Annotated in this window: 9 protein-coding genes; 3 read left to right on the top strand and 6 right to left on the bottom strand. The window is 42.5% G+C overall.

What is annotated here, in order from left to right; all coding sequences use genetic code 11:
* Window positions 1–2: 2 nt before the first annotated feature.
* From ACEZ3G_RS13275 to ACEZ3G_RS13250, 6 genes are all read right to left on the bottom strand, one after another.
* A complete protein-coding gene (locus tag ACEZ3G_RS13275; RefSeq protein ID WP_432425978.1) occupies window positions 3–194 on the bottom strand; it encodes a hypothetical protein in 192 nt (63 codons plus the stop codon).
* A gap of 846 nt (window positions 195–1,040) precedes the next feature.
* Window positions 1,041–1,196: a hypothetical protein gene (locus ACEZ3G_RS13270; RefSeq protein WP_432425977.1), complete on the bottom strand. Its 156-nt coding sequence runs from the start codon at window positions 1,194–1,196 to the stop codon at window positions 1,041–1,043.
* A 105-nt stretch (window positions 1,197–1,301) separates the two neighbouring features.
* Complete coding sequence (locus ACEZ3G_RS13265) at window positions 1,302–1,862, bottom strand: helix-turn-helix domain-containing protein (protein ID WP_432425976.1); 561 nt, start codon at window positions 1,860–1,862, stop codon at window positions 1,302–1,304.
* A gap of 288 nt (window positions 1,863–2,150) precedes the next feature.
* On the bottom strand, window positions 2,151–3,017 hold the full coding sequence (locus ACEZ3G_RS13260) for a sigma-70 family RNA polymerase sigma factor (protein ID WP_432425975.1): 867 nt from the start codon (window positions 3,015–3,017) through the stop codon (window positions 2,151–2,153).
* 730 nt (window positions 3,018–3,747) lie between these two features.
* Window positions 3,748–6,750, bottom strand: coding sequence for an aminotransferase class III-fold pyridoxal phosphate-dependent enzyme (locus tag ACEZ3G_RS13255; RefSeq protein ID WP_432425974.1), 3,003 nt, complete (start codon window positions 6,748–6,750; stop codon window positions 3,748–3,750).
* Between the two features lie 53 nt (window positions 6,751–6,803).
* Window positions 6,804–8,183, bottom strand: a complete 1,380-nt coding sequence (locus ACEZ3G_RS13250) for a Gfo/Idh/MocA family protein (RefSeq protein ID WP_432425973.1) — start codon at window positions 8,181–8,183, stop codon at window positions 6,804–6,806.
* 144 nt (window positions 8,184–8,327) lie between these two features.
* Here ACEZ3G_RS13250 and ACEZ3G_RS13245 point away from each other — a divergent pair, with 144 nt between their 5' ends.
* The 3 genes from ACEZ3G_RS13245 (at window position 8,328) to ACEZ3G_RS13235 (ending at window position 13,143) form a co-directional block, all read left to right on the top strand.
* Window positions 8,328–10,439: a thioredoxin domain-containing protein gene (locus tag ACEZ3G_RS13245; protein ID WP_432425972.1), complete on the top strand. Its 2,112-nt coding sequence runs from the start codon at window positions 8,328–8,330 to the stop codon at window positions 10,437–10,439.
* A 259-nt stretch (window positions 10,440–10,698) separates the two neighbouring features.
* Window positions 10,699–12,420, top strand: a complete 1,722-nt coding sequence (locus ACEZ3G_RS13240; protein ID WP_432425971.1) for a GMC family oxidoreductase — start codon at window positions 10,699–10,701, stop codon at window positions 12,418–12,420.
* Window positions 12,421–12,426: 6 nt separating this feature from the next.
* Window positions 12,427–13,143, top strand: a complete 717-nt coding sequence (locus ACEZ3G_RS13235; RefSeq protein ID WP_432425970.1) for a gluconate 2-dehydrogenase subunit 3 family protein — start codon at window positions 12,427–12,429, stop codon at window positions 13,141–13,143.
* Window positions 13,144–13,145 lie beyond the last annotated feature (2 nt).

Below are 13,145 nucleotides of genomic sequence, written 5' to 3'. Positions count from 1 at the left end.
ATTTAGGTGTCCGAAGGGATAGTGCCTCCTTCATAAGGTTTTAATTCCCTATCAAAATAGACCTGATCTTTAGCGTTAGGTTGATTCTGAAGGGTACAGTAATAGATTCTGCGAGCATACAGTCGTACAACAAGTGCAATTGAAGGTTTTACCTTCGCGCATACCACGTCTCCTATTTCAAACCTTTTTTCCATTGTTTCATTTCTCTATTATACATTCATGCGCTACAGTTAGATCTTAATAGTAGTACAAATCATCTTGAATTTATGATTTGCTTCTATTGAGCTGGTGGAATACCCTGGTATTAGTATCGAGTCTCCCTTTTGCATAAAGGTGGAGTAATCATTGATAACAACTTCCGCTTTACCCTCAATTATGTGAATAAAACGTGAAAAAGGGGATTTCTCGTAAGATTGCACTTTGCCATAATCGAATACAAATGCCTGTATGACACAGTTGTTTTCGACCATTATGTTTTTTACAACTATCGTATTGGAAATATACTCTAGTGCATCTACCAAGTTAAACTTCTTGGATTCTTCAAATTCGCCCTTTTCCATAGTTGAGCAATTATGGCATGAATAAGATATATGACATCTGCCTTTTTTTTCCTATTCCGCTCTGTTTTTGGCATTCCGTTTTGCCCTTTTGGCGGCCTTTTTCTCTTTGGGAGTGCTTGATGGTGCTGTTTTTCCTGATTTTTGTTTCCCTTCTTTTTCTCTCGACATAATTTTTATTTTTTATTGATTTATGGAAGTGAAACTGCGACCACCAGCATTATTAATAAAAGCACAAAACAGATAACGCATTTTCTCATGGACTATAATTTATCAATGCTACTTTCGATATAAATTTGCTTTACAAAAACAATGGTTACCGCACCACCAACCCTTTTTGCCTTTTAATGAAAAAAGAGCAGTGTTTTTTAGTTCCTGCTCTTTTTTGGGCTTTTGAATAATCTAAAAGCACTTATCAATAAACAAAGTTAAATTCTCTTTCTCCTAGTATGGTTCAGGCCGCGTATTTGAAATTGACCGAAGTCACTTTCTGATTTTGATCAGATCGGGTTGAAGGTTTTTCTCCAATTCCTTCCATCTTGCAGTTTCTTTGCTTGTATTATCGAATACAGGCCTAAAGACATCTCTTATTTTTTTAAGAATACCGTAAACCAAATTGTTCTTTTCGAATATGTCCATACATGTTGTGTATTTAGTCCTGTTCGTTAACATCATAACAGTAGGCAAAGATGCGACAGAACCACGGGAATTTTGCTATATAAATATTTGTGGTCCTTACATATATCACAGGTTTTCCAAATTTTGCTGTCTTTTTTTCTTCATTTTTTTGAAGAATGAAGGTGTGAGGCCAGTGACTTTTTTAAATTGATTTGACAAATGCGCTGGGCTACTATAGTGAAGCTTATGGGCTATTTCGGCTAAGTTGAGCTCATTATATAGCAACAATTCCTTTACCTTTTCAATTTTATGTTTGATAATATAATGCTGTATGGTGATTCCTTGCACTTCTGAAAATGTATTCGACAGATAGGTGTAGTCGTATCCCAATTTTTCGCTTAAATAACCAGAATAATTTGTTTTTGGAATTTCATCATTGTGATGGATCATCTCAACTATTACATTTTTTATTCTTTCGATTAATATACTCCTATTATCATCCAACAATTCCAATCCGGACTTGAGTAGATTATTCTTGAGCTGGATTCGCTTTTCATCAGTAATTTCCCCCATAGTTTCAACCATGCCCAGATTCAATATTACGTAGTCCAGTCCCAACTTTTTTAATTCTTCCTTTACCAACATTTTACAGCGAAGACTGACCATGTATTTTATGTATAACCTCATATAATTCGTTTAAAACTAAAGGTGGTCACTTAGTTGGTGCGTAAAAATCAAATAAGCTTGTACATCCTAAATCCAGGACAATTGAAAATAGGTTTTCCGCCTGAATAATAGGATTCTAATGCCCTTTGAAAAAAGTGAAAGTAAGTCCTTTTTAAAGGTAGTCAATAAATGGTGTTTTGATGTATGAACACAAATCATTATTTAACTGTTGAATCCAATAAGAAAAGATATTGGAAGATTAAAATGGGATATGTTCTCAGTGATAAAGCAATTATTCAAAAACAGAACCTATTCCAAATATTCCTTAAGGAAATCGCATTTTGAGGATTTCCTTAAACGTAACAATGCCCTCGTTTTTATCTGTCTTATCCGTTCCTTCGTAATGCCCAGTTGGTAGGCAATTTCCTCCATTCCCATTGCTTTATTGGCGCCGATGCCATAATACTTCTTGATCACGTAGGCCTCACGATCTGAAAGGATATTGAGCAACCCCTCCAATTCTGTCCTTAATGAATTTTCAATAAGGCCCTTTTCAGGGTTATCCAAATTGCCCGAACTTAAAACTTCATACAACGTGAAGTTGTCACTCTCGGTATTTAATGTTTCATCCATTGACTTGGGCCACATGGAGTGTTTCATGCAGAGTTGGACCTCAGCAAGGGAAACGTCAATCAGTTCCGAGATTTCTTCAGCATACGGCAGTCTTTGGTGAATCTGTTCAAAATTGGAGGAGGCTTTGGTTATCTTGTTGATCACGCTTATTTTGTTCAAAGGCAATCTCACCATTCTTGTAGTTTCTGTCAACGCCTGAAGTATCCCCTGGCGTATCCACCAAACGGCATAGGAAATGAATTTAAACCCTCGGGTTTCATCGAATCGGGTTGCGGCCCTAACCAATCCAAGATTTCCCTCATTTATCAAATCGAGTAATTTCAAACCCCGACCTTGATATTGTTTGGCCACCGATATAACAAATCTTAAATTGGAATTGACCAACTTTTCAAGGGCCAAATTGTCGCCATTTCTTATAAGAATCGCTAATTCGACTTCTTCATCTTCTGTAATCATTGGGATACGGCTTACATCAACTAGATATCTTTTAAGTGATTCACCATCCCTATTGGTAACTTGTTTTGCTATTGAAAGTGGCCTCATGGTATTTGGTGTTTAATCGTAACGAACTTCCGACGTTAATTAGGTTTCAGCTGCCTTTGGGGTCGTTCCTTTGTAAAATTTCGATTTTGCCAATTGATTTGACCAAGGGGGTAATGCAAGCCTCTACGGTATTTGGTGCGTTAATGTTGAAACCTTCAAAAAAATAGCTTAGAATGGACCCCTAGTGATAATTGGAAAATGACAATAGAGAGGGCTCTCTTTTTATTTCAAGACTGGCTCAATTCTCGTGGATGGTCTGTTAAGTTTGATAAAGAAACGGATATTAATTGGATATACTGGGTTAATTCCATTTATTACTATTCGATTAAAACTTTAGATATCAGGTTTCCTGATATCTTATATGTTGAGGGGATTGTAAAAGGAACTTTTTATAAGACAATATTTTACTTTGAGAACAACACTTGGTAGGCATATTTACTACACATGATTGCACAAAGGTAATCTTGGACTTTTATAATATTCGATGATATCGATTTACTTTGTAATTTTGGCTTGTAGACAACACACAATCAATACGTTCTGAAGTTACTTATAAATCGAGTGTCCATAAAGGGATTTGATTTAGACAAGTACAATCAAAATACTGAAAATCAATTATTTGTAACGATACGCGGCATGCTGCCACCCCGACTTTAGCTTTAAAGCCTGTAAACAAACGTTTACAGGCTTTTTTGTGCAATCAAGTTTTGACGAAAGGTTGGTAAATCAATCAATCCACCCAACTTTTCATAAAATCCTCCGCCAATATTTTCTTAAGATAGCATAATAGTTCCCGGGCATTTTCTTGGGTAAAGACCAACGGGGGTTTGATTTTCAAAACGTTATGGTCGGGGCCGTCGATGCTCATTAAAACATGGTGGTCCTTCATTCGATCCACCAGATAATCGGTTTGATCGGGTAGGGGGTTCTTTTTTGAATCTACCAACTCTATACCGAGAAATAGTCCTTGCCCACGTACATCACCTATTATCGGAAACTCTTCGGCCAAGGCTTTCAACTCAACCTTTAGAAACTCCCCGACCAATTGGGCATTTTTACGAAGTCCTTCATTTTTTACCGTTTGCAGAACTGCGCTTCCGATCGCGCATGACACCGGATTACCACCAAAGGTGTTGAAATATTCCATTCCGTTTGCGAATTTTTCCGCTACCTCTTGGGTGCAGACTACAGCGGCTAGCGGGTGTCCATTGCCCAAGGGTTTACCCATCGTAATAATGTCGGGCACGACATCGTAAAGTTGAAAGCCCCAAAAGGTTTTTCCCATACGTCCGCAACCTACTTGAACTTCATCTGAAATACAAAGGCCGCCGGCCCGTCGTACGTAATCATACGCCTTATCTAAAAAGCCGTTCGGTAATTCGATCTGACCGCCACAACTGATAATAGGTTCGATGATAAAGGCCGCGGGTTTTCTATTTTTTTTATGAATGGCATCGATTTGTAGCTGTACTTCTTCGGCATATTTGCTTCCCGAATCGAATCCTCTATATTTACCGCGAAAAGCATCGGGTAAAGGAATTATGTGTGTATGTTCGGGAGCTCCTTTTCCGCCTTTGCCGTCGAACTTATATGAACTGATGTCGATACACATGTTTGTATTTCCGTGGTAGCCGACTTCCGAGGCGATTATATCTTTCAGTCCGGTTGCGGCCTTAACCATGCGCATGGCAAGTTCGTTGGCTTCACTTCCGGAGTTCACAAAATGTACGACATTGAGCGCTTGGGGAAGCGTTTGCAACAATTCTTGGGCCAAAATATTGATTTGATCATGAAGATAGCGCGAATTGGTATTCAGCAGTGCCATTTGCTCTTGCCCGGCCTTTACGACTTTGTAATTCTCGTGGCCGACGTGCGCAACATTGTTGACGGTATCCAGATATTTTTGACCGTATTGATCCAATAAATATTGGGCCTCCCCGCGAACTATTTTAATGGGATTTTTGTATTGAAGGCTTAGACTTTTTCCAAGATGCTTTCTGCGATAATCGATCAACTCTTGATTGGTGGTTTCCTGTTTTTGAGCTAATTCCTTTAATTTGAAAAGCAGGTTGGGGTCTGGACAAAGCCCTTGCCAAACCTCTTTCTGTTTGGGGTAGGTTACGCCCGGAAAGTCTTTTTTGTTGTCTAGTAGCGAATGCATCAGCTGAAAATGCAGGTGGGAGACCCAGTTTCCGTTCTCGGGATAGTTTCCCAAATGGCCAATACACTCTCCTTTGTTTATTCGTTGGCCGACTTTTTTAGAGGATACACTGGCCACCGTCAAATGGCCGTATAAGGAATAAAGTCCAAAGCCATCCAATTCATGCCTTAGAATTAGCAATCCGCCATACTCCTTGTCCCCGGCATCGTTTACCGCAATTACCACCTCACCATCAAATAGGGCATGTACCGGCGTTTTTTCAGGAAGCCAAAAATCAATGCCCAAATGAATTGTGCGGCTTTCAGGACCTGAATTCCCCACTTTGTCATATTCGGTCGATGTGTATAAAGGCCGTGGTTCTAAATACCCTCCGGCAAGAATTCTGTCGGGATACTCTTTTTGTAACCGGTCGATCTTAAACTGAAAAAATTCCAGATCATTGAATTCCTCCCGATGGCCGATCCATTTGCTGGAAACACTTAAATCGAGATGATGGACTTTGTTTTTGTCGACCGTTGGAAATAGATCAGTAAGGGAAAATCTGTTTTGCGCCGCCCACTTTTCAAATTTCCCTGAATCGGGGTGAACTGAAAACCCACAAGCCTGTCGAAAACTGAACAGCGCAAATTCAGGGCTAATTTCCTTCCATTTCATCAAGAGCTCCCAGGCAGGTCGCTCACTGATCTGCAAGTAAGCGTTGTCGGGCTCTTTGATTTTGTTAATGGCCGATTTTGTGACCGAAATAACCAATCTCATGGCTATGCACCAATATAGATGTTCGATTTCACCCTCGGTTAGCGCATATTGCTCGTGATAACCTTTCACTATCGACAAAGAAGCCTCTAGAGGATTGTTATGGCCCATAATACCATAGGCGCAGGCAACGGCAAGATCATTTATAACCTGGGTATGGCAAGAATCGCCATAATCGATGGTCGTTACGACATGTGGGTGGATCAACGCGTCTGAAACGATGATATTATTGTCATTGGCATCGTTATGCACAACGCCTTTTCTTAGTTTTGAATACGATTTTTGTAACGCTTCGAATGTCTGTTGATAGAATAGGATAAGGTCTTTTTCCTTTCCTTTGAACAAATTCAAATGGTTTTTGGTCCAAAGTGATTGGGCGATGTCCCAATCGAATTCTCTATGGGCCTGCGGGTGATCGAAGCCCTGTAGCGCTTTGGTCAGTTTGCCACAATGTTCGCCCAAACTTTTCCTCAAATCGTCGAGTTGAGGATTTACCGTACTCCACAAACGACCTGATACCCATGTGAGCAGACGTACTTTTCTGCTTTTTCCATGCGCATCGGTAATCGTGGTTATCACATTTTCTTGAAGATCGCTAACAACTTTTGGAGCGATTAGGTTTTCTCCGTTATCCGCGATATATAGCAGCAGTTTTTGTTGAAAGTCAAGATAGTCATCGTCTTCTCCAGGCCTTGATATCTTAAGTATGTAGTCTTTTCCGACCTTGGCCTTTATCCTGAAATTGAAATCGATTTCACCTGGGAGGGCCGTCGCGCCACAATTCATGCCAAAATGTTCGAGAACGATATTCTCGGCCATTTCGGTCGTTATTTGAAGATTATTGTAAGCGTCTGGCATTGAGATTCTAAGAACTAACTAAACTGATCAGGGTGTGGATGTTCCCAAGGCCCGCGATATTCTCTTTGAAGCAGTTTCGTGGCTTCGGGATCGTCGATAACCGTTCTTGTTTTTGGGTCATATGAAAGGGGTCGCCCCAACTCCATTGATAAGTTGGCCAAAATACAGCTTGCCGTTGAGATATGACCTTCTTCGATATCGGCTACGGGACGGGTTCCATTTTCTATGGCCGCTAAAAAGTTGCGCATATGTCGTCGAGTTGCCGGGGCGGCATTCAACTCATTGTCCTTTTCTATAAGATCTTCGGGGTATTGTTCTTTTTCGTAGAGTACATCGAAATGTATGGGTTCGGCATCTTTGTCGAAAGGTACAAAATCGGCTTGCATCGTGCTTCCCGACAGTGTTCCCTTTTCACCATATAATTTGAATGACCAGGGATATTCCGGATCGGCCGGTGTGCCCCATGTTCGGTGTTGCCAGACGCAGTTCAGTTCATCGTGTTCGAAAATAGCCGTTTGGGTATCGGCAATATTTGATTTGCCATCCGTTTGCACATAAATACCTCCCGTAGCGGTTATTTTTTTTGGCCATCCCAATTTGAGCATCCAGCGCACGGTGTCGTACATGTGTACACACATGTCGCCTGTTATCCCGTTGCCGTATTCCATAAAAGTTCGCCACCACCTTCTATGCGGAAGCCCATCGTAGGGCCGCAAAGGTGCGGGACCTGTCCACATTTCATAATCCAAAAAATCCGGAACGGGTTCCAAGGGTGGATTCCCATTGGCCCGCATATGATAATAACAGCACATTTCTACATGCTTTATCTTCCCGAGAAGACCCGCATCGACTATTCGTTTTTTTACCTCGATAAGGTGCGGAGTGCTTTTGCGCTGCGTGCCCACCTGTACTACCTTGTTATGTTTTCTTGCCGCCGCGACCATGGCCTCCCCTTCAATAACATCAACACTGATAGGTTTTTGCACATAAACATGCGCACCCGATTCGATCGCGGCGATGCATTGCAATGCATGCCAGTGATCAGGTGTTCCGATAAGCACGATATCCAGATCTTTTTTCTCTAGCATCTTGCGGTAGTCGGAGTACAGCTTGGGTTTCTTGCCTGATTTTTGTCTCTGTGACACAAGAACTGCCACTTCGTTCAAAAATTTACTGTCGACGTCACAAAGCGACACTACATTGACATTGGCAACCTGAATCAATTTAAAAAGATCGCTCGTGCCGTACCATCCCGTACCGATCAACCCTACCCGAATCGGTTTGTCTTCATTGGTCAGATCAAACCCATAGGCGCTAAAGGTCGAGAATAACATAGCGGCCGATGTGCCTTTGATAAAATTGCGGCGATCTAGGTTGAATGTATCTTTTTTCATGGTTCGGTTTATTGCCTCTTTTTTATTGAATGCTTCTAAAGATATTGAAAACTCATTAAAACGGGCCAAAGTTTAGATAGATTTTGTAATTCGATTGATAGTACCTTTTTAATGGGTAATTTAGCGGATATTTAAAGATAGGACATGAAAATTCAATTATATAAGCCATGTTGGGGACATTTACGGTTGTTTGCGCTTGTCTTTTTTATCGCCTGCAAAGGTCAGGTCGAAGAAAAAACAACCGAGCACGAATATACCAATGCGCTCATTTCAGAAACAAGCCCTTATTTGTTGCAACACGCCCACAATCCGGTGGACTGGAGGCCTTGGAGTGAAGAAGCCTTGGAAGACGCCAAAAAAGAAGATAAGCTTTTGCTGATCAGTATCGGCTATTCATCTTGCCATTGGTGCCATGTAATGGAGGAAGAAACTTTTGAAGATGAAGAAGTGGCGGCCCTAATGAACGAGAATTTCGTAAGCATAAAAATTGATCGCGAAGAGCGACCCGATATCGACCACATCTACCAGACCTTCGTACAGCTTATCGACCAGAATAGTGGTTGGCCCCTGAACATTATCGCCCTGCCCAATGGAAAGCCTTTATATGGAGGAACCTATCACACGAAGAAACAATGGAGCGAAGTACTTGCAAAGATTCATCAGTTGTATAAAGATAGCCCCGAAAAAGCCAATGAGTATGCCGACATGGTTGCGACGGGAGTTCAAGAGGCAAATATTGTTTCTCCACAAAACGACACCAAGGGAATCTCACCTGACCTACTAGCGGAAGCAGTGGATATTTGGAGGGCCAACTGGGACTTCGAATGGGGAGGAGATAAGGGGCCCGAAAAATTCATGCTTCCCATAAATTTAACTTTTTTACTTGATTATGCACTCTTGACCGGCGATGAACAGGCAAAGGCCCATGTTAAAAACACGTTGGACAAGATCGCCCTAGGAGGCGTCTATGATCATGTTGGCGGTGGGTTCTTTAGGTATAGCACAGATGGTCAATGGAAAGTTCCTCATTTTGAAAAAATGCTTTATGACAACGCCCAGTTGTTGAGTCTATATGCCAAGGCGTATCAGGTTTTCAAAGATCCGGACTACTATAAGGTCGTTTTGGAAACCATTGAGTTTCTTGAGCGTGAAATGTACAATGGGGAAGGAGGCTTTTATGCAGCCATCGATGCCGACAGCGAAGGTGAAGAAGGAAAGTTCTACGTTTGGAAAGCAGATGAACTGAAAGATATATTGCAAGACGACTTCAGACTGTTTTCAGAATACTACAATATTCGCCCTGAGACCGTTTGGGAAAACGACAACTACGTATTGTACAAAGAGGTCGAGAACGTTGATTTCGCTAAAAGCAACAATGTTTCGGAAAGTGATATGGCCAATGCAGGGTCACGGTGGAAAAAATCACTTTTGGATCAACGGATGACAAGGGTGCGGCCCAGTATAGATGACAAGATAATCACCTCATGGAACGCGCTGTTGATCAATGGCTATCTCGATGCCCATAAGGCATTCGGGAACACCGAATTTCTTGACAAGGCCAAAGAAATATTCGGCTATTTAAGGCAGAACAACTACCAAGAAAAAGAATTGGTGCATGCGTTCAAAAAGGGAAGCAAGCGCAATACTGGCTTTGTGGAAGACTATGCCTTCGTTATTGACGCAGCGCTCAGTCTATATGGTGTTACCCTTGAGGAAGTATACCTCGATTTCGCTTATGAACTGCAAGAAACGGCCCAAAAAGATTTTTTTGACCAAGCTTCAAAAATGTTCCATTTTAACAAAGGTCACGAGTTGATTTCAAGAATAATAAAGACAAATGACGGCGTGTTGCCCTCCCCGAACGCGATAATGGCAGGTAATCTGCTAAAACTCGGGCATATCGGTTATGATTTAGAACTGATTGAAGGCTCGGAGGTCATGTTGGCCAATATGGCCGGAGTCATGCAAACCGATTTGGCCGGTTTTGCGAAATGGGGCCAGTTATCAATGGCCTTCACCCATCCGTACTTTGAGGTTGCCGTGGTCGGTGATCAGGCCTTATCACTGGTAACTGCATTTAATGAGAATTATATTCCGAATGCAATCGTAGTGGGTAGTGCCGAACCTAGTAATCTTCCGCTGTTCAAAGATCGTTTTGATGAAGAAAGCACTTTTATTTACGTATGTCAAAACAGTACGTGTAAACTTCCCGTGAAAACGGTTGCCGAAGCTATCGATCAAATGGCAAACTTTTAGCGAATTCGATTTCCCCAACTGAAATCGGCCTGTATAATTAAGGGTCACTGAGATTGAATTTTATCGATTTGGTCAAACCAACCGACGTTTTTCCGGGGTCAAGCGAGTACCCTAAAATGTAACATCGCTCGCATAAATATTGATTGTCGTTGACCGACGGTTTTATGTCATCTTTGACCGCTTTTGTGTTATTCGGATAAAAAAATAGGAATACTCCTTAATTATTTTTTAAATTGTTGCAAATAACAAAAATCAAACTATGCAAATAAAAGAAAGCTCTGAGGTATATGATGTAATTATTGTAGGCTCGGGTGCGGGTGGGGGCATGGCCACCAAGCAACTCGCGGATGCCGGGCTTAATGTGGCCGTTGTTGAGGCGGGCCCATTTTTTGACCCCAAAGACCCCAAGACCATGACACAACTTAAATGGGCCTATGATTCGCCGAGAAGAGGTGCCGGAACGGATCGTGCATTTGGAGAATGGGATATGTCCTGGGGCGACTGGGAGGTCGAAGGAGAGCCTTATACCCATGAAGAAGGCACTGAATTCAAGTGGTGGCGTGCAAGGATGTTGGGTGGAAGAACCAACCATTGGGGGCGTATCTCACTTCGGTTCGGTCCGAAAGACTTCAAGGGAAAATCACATGATGGTTACGGAGAAGATTGGCCGATAGGGTATGACGATGTCAAACCCTACTATGATAAGACCGAAAAATTGATCGGGGTTTTTGGTTCAAAGGAAGGGTTGCCCAACGATCCTGACGGATTTTTTCTTCCTCCACCAAAGCCTAGATTACATGAACTTTTTTATATCAACGGGGCCAAAAAAAGTGGAATTCCGGTAATTCCCGGTCGGCTTTCCATGTTGACCAAAAAGATAAACGAAGATAGAGGTGTCTGTTTTTATTGTGGACAATGTGGCCGTTCATGTTCCGTTTATGCCGATTTCTCCGCGGGTAGCTGCCTGATATTTCCTGCCCAAAAAAATGGAGGCAAGGTCAAATTGTTTGTCAATTGCATGGTACGGGAGGTAACGACCAACGACGAAGGAAAAGCAACCGGGGTATCCTATATCAATAAAGAAGATAGAAGGGAATACAAATTAAGGGGCAAGGTCGTAGTTCTGGCCGCCTCGGCCTGCAGTACCGCTAGAATTCTATTGAACTCGAAGAGCAAACAGCACCCCAACGGATTGGGCAATAGCAGCGACCTCGTAGGTCATTATTTGCACGATTCTACCGGTGCCAGTGCCGCAGGATTCATTCCCGGGTTGATGAATAGAAAAGTTTCCTACAATGAAGATGGGGTAGGCGGTATGCACGTCTATTCGCCATGGTGGGGAGATCATTCAAAATTGGATTTTCCCCGAGGATATCACATCGAGGTTTGGGGCGGAATGAGCAACCCTAATTACGGCTTTGCATGGAATCCGAACGACTTCAATAAATTCTTCGGTTTGAAGGTCGGCGGCTATGGCGACCAATTGCGTGACGATGTCAAAAAGTACTATGGTTCTGTCATTGGTTTTGGCGGTAGGGGAGAAAGTGTCGCAAGAAAGGAAAATTATTGCGAGATCGACCCCACTACGGTCGATCAATTCGGCATTCCGGTGCTTAAGTTCAACTACAAACATTCCGACCTCGAGATTAAGCAGGCCAAACATATGCAGGACACATTTGAAGAACTGATACACAATATGGGTGGCGAGCCTTTGGGGGAAAAACCTGGCAAGGACAAAGACTATGGACTGTTGGCCCCTGGTCAGATTATCCATGAGGTGGGCACGACCCGAATGGGCAAAGATCCGAAAACATCGGTTACGAACGAATTTCAGCAACTGCACGATGTCGACAATGTCTTTATCACCGATGCAGGTCCTTTTACTTCGCAGGCCGATAAAAACTGTACCTTGACAATTTTGGCGCTTTCATGGAGGGCCAGTGATTATATCATCGAACAACTGAAAAAACAAAATATTTAGAAGAAGATGGATAGAAGAAAAAGCATACAGACCATAATCCTTGGTGCAGGGGCCTCGGCCTTGGCGTTTCATGGTTGCAAGACCGAAGGCGATGCCAATGTTGAAGAAGCGGTCGCCGCATCCGATGAAAAGTATTTTGGTCGAACGCCCAAGGAACTTGAGCGGATCGAAAAACTAAATGCCGAGCGATTGTTCAACGAACACGAAATGGAGACCATCGGGGTCTTGAGTACGGTCATACTTCCTCCTAAAGAACCACATGGCGGACCTTTGGAAGCTGATGTTCCCGAGTTCATTGAATTTATGGGAAAAGACATTCCGGAAATGCAAACCACCCTATTGGGAGGTCTCATGTGGTTGGACCATAAGAGCAATACCGAGTTCGGAACCGATTTCAAATCGGCGACCTTGGAACAGCAAAAACAGATCTGTGATCAAATTTGCTACCACGATATCGAAGTGCCCTTGGACGACCAACCCTTGGAAATACAATTTTTCTATATGATGCGGGGCCTGACGATGACAGGCTATTATACCTCTAAAGTCGGTATAGCCGACCTCGGGTATAAGGGAAATATGCCCAATGTCTGGGATGGGGTACCCCAAGATGTGTTAGATCAGCACGGCGTGGCCTACGATCCCGAATGGATCGCAAAATGTGTCGACCAGAGCAAGCGAGGTGTCATTGCCGAATGGGATGAAGATGGTAACCTTTTAACATAGGC

Source organism: Meishania litoralis, assembly GCF_042611095.1.
GTDB classification, from domain to species: domain Bacteria; phylum Bacteroidota; class Bacteroidia; order Flavobacteriales; family Flavobacteriaceae; genus Meishania; species Meishania litoralis.
This window is presented reverse-complemented; position numbering and strand designations above follow the sequence as displayed.

Bases quoted from the DNA above. Each gene is read 5' to 3' on its own strand.
- ACEZ3G_RS13260 (WP_432425975.1), bottom strand. From the start codon at position 3,017: ATGAGGCCACTTTCAATAGCAAAACAAGTTACCAATAGGGATGGTGAA.
- ACEZ3G_RS13245 (WP_432425972.1), top strand. From the start codon at position 8,328: ATGAAAATTCAATTATATAAGCCATGTTGGGGACATTTACGGTTGTTT.
- ACEZ3G_RS13250 (WP_432425973.1), bottom strand. From the start codon at position 8,183: ATGAAAAAAGATACATTCAACCTAGATCGCCGCAATTTTATCAAAGGC.
- ACEZ3G_RS13255 (WP_432425974.1), bottom strand. From the start codon at position 6,750: ATGGCCGAGAATATCGTTCTCGAACATTTTGGCATGAATTGTGGCGCG.
- ACEZ3G_RS13265 (WP_432425976.1), bottom strand. From the start codon at position 1,862: ATGAGGTTATACATAAAATACATGGTCAGTCTTCGCTGTAAAATGTTG.
- ACEZ3G_RS13235 (WP_432425970.1), top strand. From the start codon at position 12,427: ATGGATAGAAGAAAAAGCATACAGACCATAATCCTTGGTGCAGGGGCC.
- ACEZ3G_RS13275 (WP_432425978.1), bottom strand. From the start codon at position 194: ATGGAAAAAAGGTTTGAAATAGGAGACGTGGTATGCGCGAAGGTAAAA.
- ACEZ3G_RS13240 (WP_432425971.1), top strand. From the start codon at position 10,699: ATGCAAATAAAAGAAAGCTCTGAGGTATATGATGTAATTATTGTAGGC.
- ACEZ3G_RS13270 (WP_432425977.1), bottom strand. From the start codon at position 1,196: ATGGACATATTCGAAAAGAACAATTTGGTTTACGGTATTCTTAAAAAA.